The sequence below is a fragment of the Microbacterium sp. JZ31 genome (assembly GCF_016805985.1).
In the GTDB taxonomy this organism is placed as follows: domain Bacteria; phylum Actinomycetota; class Actinomycetes; order Actinomycetales; family Microbacteriaceae; genus Microbacterium.
Map to the genome: position 1 here is coordinate 409964 of NZ_CP017661.1, position 16997 is coordinate 426960.

A 16997-nucleotide genomic window follows, 5' to 3' on the forward strand; every position below is an offset into this window, starting at 1 on the left:
CGTACGATGAGCCGATGACCGCCGATCCGACGCTCGAGGACCCGTCCGCCGACGAGGGCTTCCTGACCGGGCCCGGCGAGCCGGCCGGCGTCACGATGTTCGGGCCCGACTTCCCGTTCCCCTTCGACGACTGGATCTCGCACCCCGCGGGGATCGGATCCCTCCCGGCGGAGAGTCACGGCCGCGAGGTCGCGATCATCGGCGCGGGGCTGGCGGGCATGGTTGCGGCGTACGAGCTGATGAGTCTCGGACTCAAGCCGGTCATCTACGAGCCCACGCGGATCGGCGGCCGGCTGCGCACCCACCGCTTCGAGGGCGGTGACGGCGCGATCGCCGAGCTGGGAGGCATGCGCTTCCCGCGATCGGGTGCGGCGTTCTTCCACTACGCCGATCTGCTCGGGCTGACCCATCGGCCGTTCCCCAACCCGCTCACCGACGCGGCGGGCAGCACCGTGATCGACCTGTGGGGTGAGACCCACTACGCGCGCACGCTCGACGACCTGCCTGCGTTCTACCGCGAGGTGTCCGATGCGTGGGATGCGGCGCTCGAGGAGATCGGGTTCCGCGCGCTGCAGGATGCCATCCGACGCCGCGACGCCGCGGGGCTGAAGCGGCTGTGGGACGAGCTCGTGCGGACGTGGGACGATCGGACGTTCTACGACTTCATCGCGAGCTCCGAGGCCTTCTCGCGGCTGACGTTCCGGCACCGCGAGGCGTTCGGGCAGGTCGGGTTCGGCACGGGCGGCTGGGACTCGGACTTCCCGAACTCGATGCTCGAGATCCTGCGCGTCGCCGTGCTCGAGTGCGACACCGACCAGCGCCTGATCGAAGGCGGGGTCGAGCAGCTTCCGCGCGGGCTGTGGGACCTGCCGGTGCGACCGGGCAGCCCGTGGCCCGCGGGCACGACGCTCGCGGCCCTGCACGGCGGCGCGACGCTGCCCGCGGCCTCCGCGATCTGCCGCGGCGAGGACGGATCCTTCGAGGTGCGCGACCGCTGGGGAACCACCCGCACGCACGACGCGGTCGTCGCGACCTGCCAGAGCTGGCTGCTCACGACCGAGATCGACTGCGACGAGAGCCTGTTCTCGCAGGACATGTGGATGGCGCTGGATCGCACGCGCTACATGCAGTCGACGAAGACGTTCGTGATGGTGGACGAGCCGTTCTGGAAGCGGATCGACCCCGCGACCGGCCGCGACACCATGAGCATGACGCTCACCGACCGCCTCACGCGCGGCACCTACCTGTTCGACAACGGGCCGGGCAGGCCCGCGGTGATCTGCCTGTCGTACTCGTGGATGTCGGACTCGCTGAAGATGCTGCCGCACTCGGTCGACCGCCGCGTCGACCTCGCCCTCGGCGCGCTCGCGAAGATCTACCCCGACGTCGACATCCGCAGCCACATCGTGGGCGATCCGGTCACGGTCACGTGGGAGGACGATCCGTACTTCCTCGGGGCGTTCAAGGGCGCGCTGCCCGGGCACTACCGCTACAACCACCGGATGTACACGCACTTCATGCAGGAGGGCGCACCGGCCGACGAGCGCGGGATCTTCATCGCGGGCGACGACGTCTCGTTCACGCCGGCGTGGGCGGAGGGTGCGGTGCAGACGGCGCTCAACGCGGTGTGGGGCGTGATGCGCCACTTCGGCGGCGCGTCCGCCCCGGACAACCCCGGACCGGGCGACCGGTTCGCCGAGCTCGCGCCGGTCGCGCTGCCGGAGTAGGACGATGCTGCGGCTCGCGGTGTGGCAGTGCCCCTCGTCGCCGCGCGACGTGGCTGGCAACCTCGCGCGACTCGCGGACGCGGCCGCACGCGCCGCGGCGGGCGGGGCGGATGTCCTCGTGACACCCGAGATGTTCGTGACCGGGTACGACATCGGCCCCGTCGCGGGGATGGCGCCGGACGGGGAGGTCTTCGATGCCGTCGCGTCGATGACTCTCGAGAGCGGCGTGGCGATCGCGTACGGCTATCCCGAGCTGCTGCCGGACGGACGGGTCGCCAACGCGGTGCAGCTCGTCGACGACGGCCGTGTTGTGGGGGCGTACCGCAAGACGCACATGTTCGGCGAGCTCGACGCGTCGCGCTTCGCGCCCGGGTCCGACTTCCCGGTCTTCGAGCTGCGCGGGCACCGCGTGGGGCTGCTGATCTGCTACGACGTCGAGTTCCCCGAGACGGTGCGTGCGCTCGCGCTCGCCGGGGCCTCGGTCGTGCTCGCGCCGACGGCGAACATGGTGCCGTACGAGCTGGTGTCCACCGTGCTGGTGCGCGCGCGGGCCTACGAGAACGGGATCACCGTCGCGTACGCCAACTACTGCGGCACCGAGGGCGCGCAGGTGTACGCCGGTCTCAGCACGATCTGCGGCCCGGACGGGAGGGTGCGGGCGCTCGCCGCGGCCGAGGGGGAGGCGCTGCTCATCGCCGACGCCGCCGGCGACCCTGCCCCGTACCTGCGGGATCGGCGGCACGACGTCTACTGAGCCGGGCTCAGCGGAAGGCCTCGAGCCCCGTGATGTGACGGCCGAGGACGAGGGTGTGCACCTCGTCCGTGCCCTCGTAGGTGCGCACCGACTCGAGGTTGTTGGCGTGACGCAGCGGCGAGTATTCGGCCGAGACGCCGTTGCCGCCGAGGATCGAGCGCGCCTCGCGGGCGATCGCGATCGCGTCGCGCGTGTTGGCGAGCTTGCCGACGGAGATGTGGTGAGGCTGGATCTTCCCGGCCTCCTTGAGACGGCCCAGGCGCAGCGCGACCAGCTGCCCCTGCGTGATCTTGACGGCCATGTCGGCGAGCTTGGCCTGCGTGAGCTGGAACGACGCGATCGGGCGGCCGAACTGGATGCGCTCCTGCGCGTAGGCGAGCGCCGTGAGGTAGCTGTCGCGCGCCGCGCCGAGCACGCCCCATGCGATGCCGTAGCGCGCTTCGTTCAGGCAGGAGAACGGCGCCTTGAGGCCGCGCGCCTCGGGCAGCTGCGCCGACGCGGGAAGGCGCACGCCCTCGAGGGTGATGTCGCACTGGATCGACGCGCGCATCGACATCTTCGGCTCGATCGGCGTCGCCGTGAAGCCGGGGGTCTCCGTCGGGACGATGAAGCCGCGCACGCCGTCATCCGTCATCGCCCAGATCACGGCGACGCCCGCGATGGAGGCGAGGCCGATCCAGCGCTTGGCGCCGTCGATCACCCAGTCGTCGCCGTCGTGGCGCGCGAAGGTCTTCATGCTGCCGGGGTCGGATCCCGCGGTCGGCTCGGTCAGACCGAAGCAGCCGACGAGCTCGCCGCGCGCCATGCGCGGCAGGTACTCGCTCTTCTGCTCCTCGGAGCCGAACTTGTGGATCGCCGACATGGCGAGCGAGCCCTGCACCGACACGAAGGTGCGCAGGCCGGAGTCGCCCGCCTCGAGCTCGAGCGCCGCGAGGCCGTACTCGACGGCGCCGCGACCGGGGCAGCCATAGCCCTCGTAGATCATGCCGAGCAGGCCCAGACGGCCGAGCTCGGGGATGATCTCCGTCGGGAAGTGCGCCTTGTCGTACCACTGCGCGATGTTGGGGCGGATGTGCGCATCGACGAAGCCTCGGACGGCGTCGCGGGTCGCGAGCTCCTGCTCGGTCAGCAGGTCGTCGAGGTCGAGCAGGTCGGTGGGGCCGGTCATCCGATCACGATAGCCCGACCGTCCCGGTTTCCCCGGGTTCAGGCGTCGAGCCAGGAGCGGATGGCGTCGCCGTGCTCGTCGAGCGCGGGGGCGGCGCGTCGCGGCGGCTCGAACGGAGGCTCCCAGAGCACCGGATGGCGCACCTGCCGACCGCGCGAGGAGCCGTCCGCGGCCGTCACCTCGATGGTCGGCTCAAGGCCGAGGCGCGATGCATACGCGAGCCCGTCGGCGATGTCGCCCGCCTGCCCGGCGGGCACGCCCACCGCGGTGAGGCGCTCCTGCCAGTCGGCCGCGCTCGCCGCCGCGAGAGCGGCCTCCAGTGCGTCGCGCAGCGCCGGCCGGTGCGCGACGCGATCCGCGTTCGTGCGGAAGCGGCCATCCTGCGCGAGATCCGGGATCCCGAGCGCGGCGGTCAGCTTGCCGAACTGCGCGTCGTTGCCGCACGCGATGGCGAGGGGACCGTCCGCGCACTGCAGCAGCTCATACGGCGCGATCGACGGATGCATGTTGCCCATGCGGGTGGGGGAGACGCCCGCGCCGAGGTGGGCGGCGGCCTGGTTCGCGAGCGCGCCCTGCAGGCTGCTCAGCAGGGACACCTCGATGCGGGAGCCCTCGCCGGTCGCCTCCCTGCGGCGCAGGGCGGCGAGCACCCCGATCACCGCGTCCTTGCCGGTGAGGACGTCGACGAGCGCGACACCGACCTTCATGGGATCGCCGTCCGGGGCGCCGGTGATGTGCATGAGACCGCCGATCGCCTGGACGATGAAGTCGTAGCCGGGAATCTGCGCGCCGCCCGCCGAACCGAATCCGGTGATCGAGACGTAGATCACGCCGGGGTTCTCCCGCGCGACGTCGTCGTAGCCGAGCCCGATGCGCTCGAGCGTGCCAGGCAGGAAGTTCTCGATCACGACGTCGGCGAGGGCGGCCAGGCGCCGGGCGCGCGTGAGGTCGGCCGGATCCTTCAGGTCGAGGGCGACCGACTCCTTGTTGCGGTTCACGCCCTCGAAGTAGGTCGCGCTCTGCGCATCTCCTTCGGGGTCTGCCGCGCGGGTGCTCCACGGCGGTCCCCACGCGCGGGTGTCGTCGCCGGCGCCCGGGCGCTCGACCTTCACCACGCGCGCGCCGAGGTCGGCGAGCGTCATGGTGGCGAGGGGGCCGGCGAGCACACGGGAGAAGTCGGCGACGAGGATGCCGTCGAGCGGCGCGGGGGCCGTCATCCTGTCCACTCCTCGGCGAGCAGCCCGTAGTTCATGCCGTCCATCCACTCGCCCGAGCGGTGCAGGCCCGTCTTGCGGCTGTACTCCTCGCGGCGCATGCCGAGGCGCTCCATCACCCGCCAGGAGGGCTCGTTCGCCGCGAAGCAGCCCGCGTGCACGCGACGGAGCCCGAGCGGGCCGAAGCACACGCCGATCGCGCCGCGCACGGCCTCGGTCGCATAACCGTGCCCCTGGAAGGCCGGGTCGAGCGTCCAGCCAAGCTCGGCCTGCACGCCCTCGCCCTGTGCGGCGACCTCGGCCTGGGCCCAGCCGTCCTCGATCTTGAGCATGAGGTCGCCGATGGGCCGGCCGTCGAGTTCGATGATCAAGGTGACGGCCAGCCGGAACGGCGCCGTGAACTGCTCGGCGAAGTCGTCGTAGTCGGTCGGCGCCCGCGTGATCCACTCGCCCACCTCCGGCAGGCTCCGCCAGCGCCACGCGACCTCGGCGTCCTCGGGCAGCGCTCGCCGGATCGCGAGCCTCTCGGTGCGGACGGGCCACGGGACGGCATCGAGGGCATCCATGAGGTTCAGCGTATTGGGGACGGTCAGAACGGCGGCGGATCGGCGTCCGCAGCGGCCAACGCGGAGAAGCGCACGGCGGGCGGCGCCTTCTCGTGGAGCGTCTCGCCCGTGGGCGTGATCCATTCGAAGACGCCGGCACCGAGGTTGCGGGCGCGCCAGCCGGAGTGATGCTTGAGCACGTGGTGCGCGCGACACAGCGCGCCGAGGTTGTCGACGTCGGTGGCGCCGCCCTCGGAGTAGGGCGTCGTGTGGTCGATGTCGCAGCGGCGGACCGAACGCCGGCAGCCGGGGAAGCGGCACGTCTCGTCGCGTGCGATGAGGAACCGGCGCTGGTCGGCGGATGGCACGTAGCAGTCGACCGCGGTCGGGACTCCCGTCTTCGCATCGAGGAAAAGCCGGGCCCAGGTGTGCGCCTTGCCCGCCAGGCGGCGGGCGGTCGCCGGTGGGACCGCGCCGACGCCCGTCACGTGAGCCGCCTTGTCGTCGCCACCCGTGATGACCTCGGCCGGGATGGTGATCTGCACGCTGGCGCGGATGCCGTCGAGGCCCTCGCCGTGCGCGGTCGGGGCGCCGGTCAGCAGCAGGTCGGTGGCGACGTCGGCCTGCACCTGCGCGAGCGTGCGTGGATCCTCTTCCTCGGGCGGCGATCCCGCCTTCACGGTGCGTGCGATGGCCATCGTGCGATCACCGATGCCCGCGGCGAGAGCCGCGTCGATGCGCAGGACGACGTCGGCCATGCCGTCGCTGTCGGGCGTGATCCACAGCCCGCGACGCGCGTTCGCCTCCTCGTGGCGCTCGGCGATCGTACGGGGCTCGAGCCGCTCGGCGATCGCCTGGCAGATCGGCCGCAGCTTCGCCGGAGTCGTGTCCGTGAACTGCAGCGCGATCTGCTCGTACCGGACGCGTGTCGCGTCGTCGCCGAGGCGCGCGCCCTCGTCGCAGATCGCGCTCGCGTGCGCGGCGGAGATCTCCGCCCGCGCGAGTGCGGTGAACGTCGACGGGAAGTGCTGGATCATCAGGGCGGCGTCGTCCATCCTGCTGCGCACGGTGGTGTCGGACACGCGCTCGACCGTGGCGAGGTCCGCGGCCATGGCGCGGATGGGCACCTGGTACTTCGACGGAGCGCCGGGGATGGCCGTGAGTACGTCGTACGCGATCGCCTGCGCGTGCAGAGACGCCTCGATGGCCGCGACGCCGGCCTTCATCTTCGCGAGGCTGGCGAACGCCTCCTTGATGGTGCGCACCTGTTCGCGCTGGGTGTCGGTGAGATCCCAGCGGCCCTCGAACGGGGTGCCTGCCATGGACCCAGTGTAGTACGAATGTTCGAATAAGGGAAGGGCTCGGGGCACCTCATCCGGTTCGATCCAGCGGTGTCGACTCGCTGCGGTCGCTCAACCAGCGGGCGGGGAAGTGCGCTTGTACGCCCGCTCCGAGGGCCCTCGGTCGCGAGTCCTAGACTGGCGGGGTGATCGATCCCGTGCTGCTCCGCGACAACCCCGACCTCGTGATCCGCTCGCAGGTGGCGCGCGGGCACTCGCCCGAGACGGTGTCGGCGGCGGTCGATGCCGAGAAGGTCCGCCGGAGCGCCATCACGGCGTTCGAGGAGCTGCGCGCCGAGCAGAACGCGTTCGGCAAGACGGTCGCGGCGGCTCCGAAGGAGGAGAAGCCCGCGCTCGTGGCGCAGGCGAAGGATCTGGCGGGGCGCGTGAAGGAGGCGCAGCAGGCCGTGACAGCGGCCGAGGAGGCGTTCACCGCAGCCATGGCGTCGATCGAGAACGTGGTGCTCGACGGTGTGCCGGAGGGTGGCGAGGACGACTTCGTCGTGCTGCGCGAGGTCGGCGACCGGCCGGCCTTCGCGTTCGAGCCCCTCGACCACCTGGCGCTCGGCGAGAAGCTCGGCGCGATCGACATGGAGCGCGGGGCGAAGGTGTCGGGCGCGCGGTTCTACTTCCTGAAGGGCGTGGGCGCGCGCCTCGAGATCGCCCTCATGAACTACGCGCTGAACAAGGCGCTCGAGGCCGGCTTCACGCCCATGATCACGCCGACGCTCGTGCGCCCCGACATCATGTCGGGCACGGGCTTCCTCGGCGCGCACGCCGACGAGATCTACCGCCTCGAGGCCGACGACCTCTACCTCGTCGGCACCAGCGAGGTCGCACTCGCCGGCTACCACAAGGACGAGATCGTCGACCTCCAGAACGGTCCGCTCCGCTATGCCGGCTGGTCGACGTGCTACCGCCGCGAGGCCGGCTCGTACGGCAAGGACACCCGTGGCATCATCCGCGTGCACCAGTTCAACAAGCTCGAGATGTTCGTCTACACCAAGCCTGAGGAAGCCGCCGCCGAGCATGAGCGCCTGCTCGCGCTCGAGGAGGAGATGCTGCAGTCGCTCGGCCTCGCGTACCGCGTGATCGACGTGGCGGCCGGCGACCTCGGATCCAGCGCTGCCCGCAAGTACGACACCGAGGCCTGGGTGCCGACGCAGGGCGCCTACCGGGAGCTGACGTCGACGTCCAACTGCACCACCTACCAGGCGCGCCGCCTCGACATCCGCCACCGTCCCGTCTCGCCGGAGGGGGCGCCCGCCGCGAAGACGGAGCACGTCGCGACGCTGAACGGCACGCTCGCCACCACCCGCTGGATCGTGGCGCTGCTCGAGACGCACCAGCGTGCCGACGGCTCGGTCGTCGTGCCCGAGGTGCTGCGGCCCTACCTGGGCGGCCTCGAGGTTCTGGAGCCGGTCGCGTGAGCACGCACGAGGCACCCACCGCCACGGCCGGTGCACAGCCGCGCGGCGGCCGCAAGCTCATCGCACTCGACCTCGACGGCACCGTGCTGTTCGAGGACGAGTCGTTCAGCCCCGGCGTCGAGGACGCCGTGCGCCGCGCGACGGACGCGGGTCACATCGTCACGATCGCGACGGGACGCAGCTGGGAGGCGACCTCCTACATCCTGCATGGCCTCGCGATCCTGCCCGAGTACGTCGTGTGCTCGAACGGGGCGGCGATCCTGTCTCGCGACGCGGATCAGGAGACCGGCTACGCGCGGCACACGGTCGAGACGTTCGATCCCAGCGAGGTGCTGACGCTTCTTCACGAGCACCTTCCCGACGGCAACTACCTCGTGGAGCTGGCCGACGGCTCGCGCCTCTACACGCACTTCGTGGACGACTGGGGTCTGCAGCGGGACAACGCCCGCTGCGTCGACTTCGAGGAGATGAAGGGCCAGCAGGTCGCCCGCGTCGTGGTGGTCTCGCCCGAGCACAACGGCGGCGGACGCACCAACGGCGACTTCATCCGGCTGATCGAGCAGATCGGTCTGACCGGCGTCTCGTACGCCGTCGGCTGGAGCGCCTGGCTCGACATCGCCCCGAAGGGCGTGGACAAGTCGACCGCGCTCGAGCGGGTGCGGGAGTGGCAGGAGATCGCCCCGCAGGACGTTGTCGTGATCGGCGACGGCCGCAACGACATCGGCATGTTCGAGTGGGCCAAGGCGCACGGCGGCCGGGCGTTCGTGATGGCGGACTCGCCGGAAGAGGTCGTCGCAGCGTCGACGGATCCGACGGGATCGGTCGAGGAGGGCGGCGTCGCGCAGGCGATCGACGTCGTGCTCGGCGACGCGTGATGCCGCGCCTCATTGACGCAGGGCCCCGCTGATCCGGATACTCCTTACATCCCCGATGGCGTGATCCGCCGCGGGGTGCGGCCTGCCCCGGACCGAGGCGCGGGACGCAGCACACGAACGGCGACCAGCCGCCCATCCCGCGGGAGGCGCCGTGTGAGGAGACATCGAATGCGTACCATGACCATCGTCCCCGCGGCGGAGGCGCTCGATCTCGACGCCGAGACGCTCGCCGGCCACGAGAGCGTCCTCTACTGCCGCGACGAGGAGACCGGGCTGCGGTCGATCATCGCGATCCACGACACCACGCTCGGGCCGGGCCTGGGCGGAACGCGCTTCAAGACCTACCCGTCCGAGCGGGACGCCCTCCACGACGTGCTGCGCCTGTCGCAGGGGATGACGTACAAGAACGCCGCAGCCGGCCTGCCGTTCGGCGGCGCGAAGGCTGTGATCATCGGAGATCCGCGCACCGACAAGACCCCCGAGCTGCTGCGCGCCTACGGCCGCTTCGTCGATGCGCTGGATGGTCGCTACGTCACGGCGGCCGACGTGGGCACGAACTCCGACGACCTGGACATCGTGGGCGAGACGACGACCCATCTCACCGGTCGTACCGTCGCGGCCGGCGGCTCGGGCGACAGTGGCCCCGACACCGCGCTCGGCGTGTTCGTCGCGATGCGCGCCGCGGCCGAGCGGCTGTGGGGCGCGGGCGGGCTGAAGGATCGCACGGTGGGTGTGGAGGGTGCAGGCAAGGTCGGCGGCGTGCTCACGAAGCTGCTGCTCGACGAGGGAGCCCGCGTGGTCGTCGCCGATCCGGATCCCGAGGCGCGCGAGCGCGTGAGCGCCGCGACCGCGGGTGCCGTGCAGCTCGCCGAGTATCTCGGCGGGCCGCTCGAGGTCTACGCGCCGTGCGCGCTCGGCGCGACCGTGACCGTCGCGCGCGTGAACGAGCTCGGCGCGCGGCTGGTGTGCGGCGCGGCCAACAATCAGCTTCCGACGCAGGACGAGGACGCCGCGCTGCACGAGGCGGGCATCCTGTGGGTGCCCGACTACGTCGCGAACGCGGGCGGCGTGATCCACCTCGTCAGCGGCGAGCGGCTCGGACGCACGCGCGACGAGGTGACCGCCGACGTGAAGCGGATCGCCGACACCGCTCGCGAGGTGCTGTCCCACTCGGCCGACGCGGCGATCCCCACGGGGGCCGCGGCCGACGAGATGGTCGCCGCGCGCCTCGCGGCCGCGCGGGCCTGAGCGTCCCGCGCGGGCGATCCGGGGACGCGACGGCCCGAATCGAATCCGCCACGCGGGTATCGTCGGAGGGATGAGCCATCCGCTGCTGACCTGGGCCGACGCGGCACTGCCCGAGATGCTCGGCGACCTGGAGCACCTGATCCGCTGCGAATCGCCGTCGGCCGACCTCACGGCGGTCGCGCGCTCGGCGGAGCTGGTCTCGGCCATCGGGCAGCGCCGTCTCGGCTTCGCGCCCGAGCGGCTCGTGATCGACGGTGTGACGCATCTGCGCTGGCGGCTGGGGTCGCCCGCGCCCGACGTCCCGCGTGTCCTGCTGCTCGCGCATCACGACACGGTGTGGCCGATTGGTTCGATCGAGACGCACCCGTTCTCGATCCAGGACGGCGTGATCCGCGGTCCCGGCTGCTTCGACATGCTCACGGGGCTCGTGATGGCGATCCACGCGGCCGCGACGTTCGCCGACGGCCGGGGCGGCCAGCTCGCGCACGCGGCCATCACGCTGCTGGTGACGGGCGACGAGGAGATCGGATCGCCCACCTCGCGCGCGCTCATCGAGCAGGAGGCGCGCGGCTGCGTCGCCACCCTCGTGCTGGAGGCCGCCGGCGACGCCCCGGACGGGACGCCGGGAGCACTCAAGATCGGCCGCAAGGGCGTTTCGAACTACCGCGTGGACATCATCGGGCGCGCAGCGCATGCCGGTACCGAGCCCGAGAAGGGGCTCAATGCCACGGTCGAGCTCGCGCACCAGATCGGGGTGGTGCTGGGCTTCGCGGATCCGGAGGCCGGCACGTCGGTCGTCCCCACCGTCGCGCAGTCGGGAACCACGACGAACACGGTGCCCGCTCGCGCATCCTTCATGGTCGATGTGCGGGCCCACACGGTGGCCGAGCAGGCACGCGTCGACGAGGCGTTCGCGGCGCTCACGTCGCACACCGGTGCCACCGTCACGGTGACGGGCGGCGTGAACCGCCCGCCGCTCGAGACTTCCGCCGCCGAGGGCGTGTGGCAGCGCGCGCTCGCCGTGTCGAGGGGCCTCGGGCTCGAGCTCGCCGACGCGATCGTGGTGGGCGGCGCGTCCGACGGCAACTTCACGGCCGGCGTGGGCGTGCCCACGCTCGACGGCCTCGGCGCGGTGGGTGGTGGCGCGCACGCCGACCACGAGCACGCCTACGTCGACGAGATCGCGCCGCGCACCGCGCTGCTGGTGGCGTTGCTCCGCGACCTGCTCGGTGGGTGAGCGGCGGGTGTCCGACGGCCGAGCGGCGGGTTCGCCGGCGGCGGGCTCGTCCACAGGTGCTCCTTGACGGGCGCCCAGGGGGCGTCCAGAGCGGCGCGGCACAATGGCTGGTCGGCTGACCATTAGACTGATCGCCTGATCAGCAGGGGAGACCCTGCCGAGGAGGGTTGTCCGAGCGGCCGAAGGATCTGGTCTTGAAAACCAGCGGGCAGCGATGTCCCGTGGGTTCGAATCCCACACCCTCCGCCACACACTCCTGCAGGCCTACCCCCCGAAAGGCACGGATGAGCGACACGTCGAAGCGACGCGGCCGCCGAACGGTCGCCCGTCATGGGCAGCTGAAGGCGCAGAGCCCGCTCGCCCGCCTGATGCGCATCGTCGGCATCGGGCTCGCGTGCGTGCTCGTCGCCAGCGTCGGCACGGCCGTGTACGCGGCGGTGGATCTGTCGTCGGCGTTCGCGCAGAACGCCGTCGACATCCACGAGGAGGGGACGACGCCGCCCGACATCGGCCAGCTCAGCGCCGAGGACGACGTCAATCTGCTGCTCACGGGCATCGACATCTGCGAGTGGGACTCGCACGAGAAGTTCGGCGATCGCTGCCCCACCGACCGGTCGGCGTACGGCGAGGACGGTCGGATGCTTGAGGCGGGCCGGAACGACGTGAACCTGCTCGTCCACATCTCGCCCGAGCCGCGCAAGATCACGGCGATCACGTTCCCGCGCGACCTGATGATCCCGACGCCCGAGTGCACGAACGAGCAGGGGAAGGTGACCTCCGCGTCCGACAAGAGCATGATCAACACGGCGTACGAGGCCGGGGGTCTCGCTTGCGTGGTCAAGACGGTCGACCACATCACCGCGCAGTACGGCGGGGACCTCGCGATCGACTACGCGGCGACCGTGACATGGAACGGCGTGATCGAGATCACCAATGCGATCGGCGGCGTCGACGTGTGCGTCGGCAACACGATCAACGACGTCGAGGCCGGCATGCTGTACCTGGAAGGCGGGCAGACACACAACCTGAAGGGCGAGCAGGCGCTGGCGTTCCTGCGCTCGCGTCACGGCGTCGGCGGCAGCGACCTGAACCGCATCAGCAACCAGCAGGTCTACATGTCGGCGCTCGCCCGCAAGCTCATGGACGAGCAGGTGCTGACGAACCCCGGGACGCTGCTTTCGCTCGCGCGCACGACCCTCACCAACGTCGACCCGAGCTCGAACCTCACGAACCCCGTCACCCTCGTGCAGATCGCGCTCGCCGCGAAGGATGTGCCGCTGTCGGACATCGCGTTCGTGCAGCTGCCCGTGCAGGACGACCCGTACGACCCCAACCGCGTCATCCCGATCGATGCGGACGTCACCCAGATGTTCGCGACGATCAAGGCGGACGACGCGGCCGTCCCGACCACGCCGACGCCGACCGACGCCGCGCCCACGACGGAGGCCCCGGCGGACCCCGAGACGCCGGCCGCTCCCGAGACGCCCGGCGCCACGGCCACGCCGGATCCGGAGCTCGCGGCTCCTGGCCGCACCGCCGAGGACCAGAGCTGCGCCAACCCCGTCGGCTGAGCCGTTTTCGCGCTCGTGGCGCGAGCGGTTAGGATGGCATGACGCGCCCGCGTGCGGGCGTGAGATCCTGCGGGATCTGGAGACGTCGCATAGTCAGGCCTAGTGCACCACCCTGCTAAGGTGGAGTCCCCTTATGGGGACCGAGGGTTCAAATCCCTCCGTCTCCGCCACGAAAGCCCCGGTCACCCGGGGCTTTCTTGTTGGTGCTGGTGGCGCTGAATACGGCGCATATCCCTCCAGCTGCGCCCACAAGTGCCCCCGCGGGGGACACTTATGAGTCACTTCGTGCCGTGTACGAGCGCAGACCGACTCTGCCAGCCCCGTCTTTCCGCGAAAGTGTCGACGGTCGAGCAGTGGGGGACACCACCCGTCGGGGTGGAGCACTACACGGGCGAAGAGGTCGTCCATGCAGACTCAGTGTTCTGCTGTTCTCCGGCGCGAGGCCGTCGTCGGAGGGCGCGCGAGTAGAACGCAGATCCCAGCAGAAGCCAATCGCTTTGGGGCCGATCTCGTCGAACAACCTTTGCCGACGCGACCCGGGATGAGCGCGATTCACGCCGACGGTGACGGCGCCGTGTCCACGTCGGCATCGATCGCGTGGAAGCGCAGGACCAGAGTTCGCGTACTCAACTGGTACCCTTTGGGAACCAAGGAAGGAACTGCAATGGCTCTCCCTCTTTCCGTGCACGCGGATGGCGACGGCTGCGATCGCAACGATGTCTATGCTGCGGCGTGCCCGTGCCGCGACATGCTCGATCTCCTCGCGAACAAGTGGAGTGCCCTGGCCATCGGCGCGCTCGAGGAGGGTCCGCTGCGGTTCGGCGAGCTCAAGCGCACGCTGGAGGGCGTGAGTCCGAAGGTCTTGTCCGCAACGCTCAAGCGTCTCGAGGATGCGGAGCTGCTGACGCGGAAGGTGTACGCGGAGGTGCCTCTGCGAGTGGAGTACACGCTGACTCCGCTCGGTGCGGGAGCGGCCGCGCCACTCGCGCACCTGCGCAACTGGGTCAACGAGAACGTCACGCGCCATTAGCGCTGGAGAGGCCCGGCACCCTCAGCGGTGCGAGCGGCGGTCGAGTGCGAGCCGCGCCGAGCCGGCCGCAACAGCGGCGACGAGGAGTGATGCCGCAACGACCGCCGCCCACGCGGCCGCGACGGCGACCGGGGATGCGCCGGGCGTGACCAGCAGGCGGGTGACGTAGCTGGCGCTGGCGGCGGCGGTGAACGTCAGCGCCCAGAACCCGACGCCGAAGGCCGTCTCGAGGTATCGGGGCACGAGGAACAGGTGCGGGAGAAGCAGCGCGACCATCGTCGCCGCGAGCACGCCGTGCACCGCGAACGGTTCGCCCTCCGTCATCACCCAGTAAGCGTTCCCAGCCACGGCTGGGGGAGCCGAGAAGATCGCGAGGGTCGGTAGGAGAGGGCCTGGGATCCTCGGGCCCGTGACGAACCGACCGAAAAGCACGGCGCCGAGCAGAAGCCAGAACAGGATGCCGGTGGCGAAGTAGCCGAGAGCGATCTCGGGGTGTCCGATTGCCGCGAGCGACTGCGCGGTGAGGAGTGCCGCCGCGACCGTGGGCAAGAGGTAGCCGCCGTGGAGGGTCGCCGCCTCGCGCGGCTGCGTCAGCAGGCTCGCGACGAACCAGGCCCCGAAGGTCGTGGACAGCCCGGCCATCACCCACACGCCCGTCGCGGCTAGGGCGGGGGCGAGGGGCATGATGTGCGCGAAGAGCAGCGAGCCCACTACGGGATAGAGCGCGGCGAAAGGGCCCAAGACCGGGGACCGGAGGTCGGCGGTCAACTGCGCGAGGCTCCCGATGCGAGCGAGATATCGCACGACGATGGTCACCCACGCGACGGCGGCGACGACCCAGAGGACTTCCCCGACGGCGGCGGGCGCGTCGAGCGCACCCGTCGCCGTCGTCCAGGTCCCCGCAAGCCCCGCCGTCCCGAAGGCGATGCCGATGAGGTTCAGCGCGGGTCGTGTCCGGTTCGGCGCCGCCGCCGCCGCCGTGACGGTCGTGGTCGTGGTCACTGCCGGCCGATTGCCGTGATGACGCCGCGCGCGATGACGTGCGGAAGGATGCTGAACGACACGAATGCCGGCGTTGCCTCGGCATCCAGTCCCAGTTCCGACACGCTCTCGATGTCGAGGGCCTGCACCGCGATCGCGTAGTGATCGGTGGCGCCCGCGGGTGGGGCCGAACCGATGAACTGCGCGACGCGCGCGTCGTTCTTGACCGTCCAGGCCGAGCCCGGAAGCTCGGTGATCCCGGCCGGAAGCTCAGCGGTGTCGGCGGGGATGTCGACGACCATCCAGTGCCAGAAGCCCGACGGGGTAGGCGCTTCGGGGTCGTACACCGACACGACGAAGCTCTTCGTTCCCTCGGGGGCGCCGGACCAGCTGAGCTGCGGCGAGCGGTCCTCACCGCCAGGGACGCCGAACATCGCGGAGTACTGCGCGGCGGCAAAATCGCCGCCGTCGACGAAGTCGCTGCTGGTGACGGCGAGGGCCGGAACGGAGGGGAGGCGGTCGAAAGGCGTGGACATGGTTCTCCTTTGTCTTGTGTGAGAGGGGATCGGAACAGGTGGGTCAGTCGTCGAAGATGACGACCTTGCCGATGGCGCGGCCGGACTCCACGATGCGATGCCCGGCGATCACGTTCTCGGCGGTCATCGGTGACAGTCGCTCGGTCGCCGTCGTGCGGATGCGGCCCTCATCGACGAGCTCAGCGACCTCGTTGAGGATGCGGTGCTGCTCGATCATGTCGTCGGCGTGGTGCATCGACCGCGCGAACATGAACTCCCAATGCCAGGACAGCGCCTTGCTCTTCAGGCTGAGGACATCGAGCTGATGGGGGTCGTCGATGGCGACGATCTGCCCGAACGGCTTGGCGATTCGCACGTACGAGGCCACCGCACCCGGCTGCGCCGACGCGGCGGTGAAGATCCAGTCGACGCCCTTCGGGACGGCTGCCAGGACGTTCGCGGCGAGGTCTCCGGAATGATCGATCACGGCGTCGGCTCCAAGCGACATGACCCACTCCGCGCTCTCGGGCCGGCTAGCCGTGCCGATCACGCGAACGCGGGGAGCGAGCTCTTTGGCGAGCTGGATCATGATCGAACCCACGCCGCCCGCGGCGCCCACGATCAACAGCGTCCCGGTGCTGGTCCCCGTGAGCCGCAGCTTGTCGAACAGCGCCTCGTACGCCGTCAACGTCGTCAACGGCAGGGCCGCGGCATCTGCCCAGCCCAGTGAAGCCGGCTTGCGGCCGACGATGCGTTCGTCGACCGCTTGGAACTGCGCGTTCGAACCCGGCCGGTCGAGCGCGCCCGCGTAGTACACGTGGTCGCCTTTCTCGAACAGCGTCACGGCGTCTCCGGTCTCGACGACGACGCCGGCCGCGTCGTACCCGAGGACACGGAAGCCGCGCGAGTTCGCGTGGGCGCGCTGCTTCAAATCGACGGGATTGACGCTGACGGCGCGGACCTCCACGAGAAGGTCGTGAGGGCCGATATCGGGCACCGCGACGTCACGCTGAATCAGCGCCTCAACGTGATCGACGGGATGATTCGCGGCGTATCCGATGGCTCGCATGACGGGTGCAGCGCCACCCGCTGCTGTGGTGTTCTCACTCATGACGCCATGGTGCATCCGGGGTAGTGGTTACCCGCAAGGGATGCAAGTTCCCTTTGGTAACCATTGAGGGTGGCGACACACGCGTGTCGCCACCCTCAGGACATCGGCGTCTACTCACAGTTTGGCGAAGGAACTTCAACGGGGACCAAGGTCGGATGCGGCTTGATGTGACCAGCCGCTGCGTGAACAGAACGTCCTCGACGGAGAACTGCTGTGCGCTGTCGCGGCTTCGGAAGATGGCGATCGCCCCC

The 16997-nt window shown here is 70.6% G+C and carries 15 protein-coding genes and 2 tRNA genes; 10 read left to right on the top strand and 7 right to left on the bottom strand.

Annotated features, from left to right (window positions below; genetic code table 11):
* Positions 1–14 precede the first annotated feature (14 nt).
* Both BJP60_RS01950 and BJP60_RS01955 read left to right on the top strand, forming a co-directional pair.
* The gene (locus BJP60_RS01950; protein ID WP_203137203.1) at positions 15–1727 is read left to right on the top strand and encodes a flavin monoamine oxidase family protein; all 1713 of its coding nucleotides are present in this window, start codon (positions 15–17) and stop codon (positions 1725–1727) included.
* A 4-nt stretch (positions 1728–1731) separates the two neighbouring features.
* Positions 1732–2481 carry a nitrilase-related carbon-nitrogen hydrolase gene (locus tag BJP60_RS01955; RefSeq protein ID WP_257793733.1) on the top strand — a complete coding sequence of 250 codons (750 nt, stop codon included), beginning with the start codon at positions 1732–1734 and terminating at the stop codon, positions 2479–2481.
* Positions 2482–2488: 7 nt separating this feature from the next.
* Here BJP60_RS01955 and BJP60_RS01960 read toward each other — a convergent pair whose 3' ends face one another.
* From BJP60_RS01960 to BJP60_RS01975, 4 genes are read right to left on the bottom strand one after another with little or no spacing between them, the layout of a single operon-like run.
* Entirely contained in the window at positions 2489–3649 is a 1161-nt protein-coding gene (locus BJP60_RS01960; RefSeq protein ID WP_203137205.1) for an acyl-CoA dehydrogenase family protein, read from the bottom strand.
* 38 nt (positions 3650–3687) lie between these two features.
* A complete protein-coding gene (locus BJP60_RS01965; protein WP_203137206.1) occupies positions 3688–4866 on the bottom strand; it encodes a CaiB/BaiF CoA transferase family protein in 1179 nt (392 codons plus the stop codon).
* The gene (locus tag BJP60_RS01970; protein ID WP_203137207.1) at positions 4863–5429 is read right to left on the bottom strand and encodes a GNAT family N-acetyltransferase; all 567 of its coding nucleotides are present in this window, start codon (positions 5427–5429) and stop codon (positions 4863–4865) included. The genes BJP60_RS01965 and BJP60_RS01970 overlap by 4 nt, the downstream gene beginning before the upstream one ends.
* A 23-nt stretch (positions 5430–5452) precedes the next feature.
* Positions 5453–6730, bottom strand: coding sequence for an HNH endonuclease signature motif containing protein (locus tag BJP60_RS01975; protein WP_203137208.1), 1278 nt, complete (start codon positions 6728–6730; stop codon positions 5453–5455).
* A 164-nt stretch (positions 6731–6894) separates the two neighbouring features.
* Between BJP60_RS01975 and serS the strand changes: the two genes are divergently transcribed.
* The 8 genes from serS to BJP60_RS02015 all read left to right on the top strand — a co-directional run bounded on the left by serS (position 6895) and on the right by BJP60_RS02015 (position 14139).
* Positions 6895–8178: a serine--tRNA ligase gene (serS, locus tag BJP60_RS01980; RefSeq protein WP_203137209.1), complete on the top strand. Its 1284-nt coding sequence runs from the start codon at positions 6895–6897 to the stop codon at positions 8176–8178.
* Entirely contained in the window at positions 8175–9053 is an 879-nt protein-coding gene (locus tag BJP60_RS01985) for an HAD family hydrolase (protein ID WP_203137210.1), read from the top strand. The genes serS and BJP60_RS01985 overlap by 4 nt, the downstream gene beginning before the upstream one ends.
* 177 nt (positions 9054–9230) lie before the next feature.
* Positions 9231–10301, top strand: a complete 1071-nt coding sequence (locus tag BJP60_RS01990) for a Glu/Leu/Phe/Val family dehydrogenase (protein ID WP_203137211.1) — start codon at positions 9231–9233, stop codon at positions 10299–10301.
* A 70-nt stretch (positions 10302–10371) separates the two neighbouring features.
* A complete protein-coding gene (locus BJP60_RS01995) occupies positions 10372–11538 on the top strand; it encodes a M20 family metallopeptidase (protein WP_203137212.1) in 1167 nt (388 codons plus the stop codon).
* Between the two features lie 161 nt (positions 11539–11699).
* Positions 11700–11787: transfer RNA gene (locus BJP60_RS02000), tRNA-Ser, on the top strand.
* Positions 11788–11822: 35 nt separating this feature from the next.
* Positions 11823–13109: an LCP family protein gene (locus tag BJP60_RS02005; protein WP_203137213.1), complete on the top strand. Its 1287-nt coding sequence runs from the start codon at positions 11823–11825 to the stop codon at positions 13107–13109.
* A gap of 78 nt (positions 13110–13187) precedes the next feature.
* Positions 13188–13279 (top strand) — tRNA-Ser (locus tag BJP60_RS02010).
* A gap of 371 nt (positions 13280–13650) precedes the next feature.
* A complete protein-coding gene (locus tag BJP60_RS02015; protein WP_238439510.1) occupies positions 13651–14139 on the top strand; it encodes a winged helix-turn-helix transcriptional regulator in 489 nt (162 codons plus the stop codon).
* Between the two features lie 21 nt (positions 14140–14160).
* Here BJP60_RS02015 and BJP60_RS02020 read toward each other — a convergent pair whose 3' ends face one another.
* From BJP60_RS02020 to BJP60_RS02030, 3 genes are read right to left on the bottom strand one after another with little or no spacing between them, the layout of a single operon-like run.
* A complete protein-coding gene (locus BJP60_RS02020; RefSeq protein WP_203137214.1) occupies positions 14161–15141 on the bottom strand; it encodes a hypothetical protein in 981 nt (326 codons plus the stop codon).
* The gene (locus BJP60_RS02025; RefSeq protein ID WP_203137215.1) at positions 15138–15656 is read right to left on the bottom strand and encodes a YbhB/YbcL family Raf kinase inhibitor-like protein; all 519 of its coding nucleotides are present in this window, start codon (positions 15654–15656) and stop codon (positions 15138–15140) included. The genes BJP60_RS02020 and BJP60_RS02025 overlap by 4 nt, the downstream gene beginning before the upstream one ends.
* A 43-nt stretch (positions 15657–15699) precedes the next feature.
* Positions 15700–16746 carry a zinc-binding alcohol dehydrogenase family protein gene (locus tag BJP60_RS02030; protein WP_203137217.1) on the bottom strand — a complete coding sequence of 349 codons (1047 nt, stop codon included), beginning with the start codon at positions 16744–16746 and terminating at the stop codon, positions 15700–15702.
* Positions 16747–16997: the final 251 nt, after the last annotated feature.

Coding starts and splice junctions, on each gene's coding strand:
- BJP60_RS02030 (WP_203137217.1), bottom strand. CDS start 16,746: ATGAGTGAGAACACCACAGCAGCGGGTGGCGCTGCACCCGTCATGCGA.
- BJP60_RS01975 (WP_203137208.1), bottom strand. CDS start 6,730: ATGGCAGGCACCCCGTTCGAGGGCCGCTGGGATCTCACCGACACCCAG.
- BJP60_RS02025 (WP_203137215.1), bottom strand. CDS start 15,656: ATGTCCACGCCTTTCGACCGCCTCCCCTCCGTTCCGGCCCTCGCCGTC.
- BJP60_RS01955 (WP_257793733.1), top strand. CDS start 1,732: ATGCTGCGGCTCGCGGTGTGGCAGTGCCCCTCGTCGCCGCGCGACGTG.
- BJP60_RS01995 (WP_203137212.1), top strand. CDS start 10,372: ATGAGCCATCCGCTGCTGACCTGGGCCGACGCGGCACTGCCCGAGATG.
- BJP60_RS01970 (WP_203137207.1), bottom strand. CDS start 5,429: ATGGATGCCCTCGATGCCGTCCCGTGGCCCGTCCGCACCGAGAGGCTC.
- BJP60_RS02005 (WP_203137213.1), top strand. CDS start 11,823: ATGAGCGACACGTCGAAGCGACGCGGCCGCCGAACGGTCGCCCGTCAT.
- BJP60_RS01990 (WP_203137211.1), top strand. CDS start 9,231: ATGACCATCGTCCCCGCGGCGGAGGCGCTCGATCTCGACGCCGAGACG.
- BJP60_RS01965 (WP_203137206.1), bottom strand. CDS start 4,866: ATGACGGCCCCCGCGCCGCTCGACGGCATCCTCGTCGCCGACTTCTCC.
- BJP60_RS02015 (WP_238439510.1), top strand. CDS start 13,651: ATGAGCGCGATTCACGCCGACGGTGACGGCGCCGTGTCCACGTCGGCA.
- BJP60_RS01950 (WP_203137203.1), top strand. CDS start 15: ATGACCGCCGATCCGACGCTCGAGGACCCGTCCGCCGACGAGGGCTTC.
- BJP60_RS01960 (WP_203137205.1), bottom strand. CDS start 3,649: ATGACCGGCCCCACCGACCTGCTCGACCTCGACGACCTGCTGACCGAG.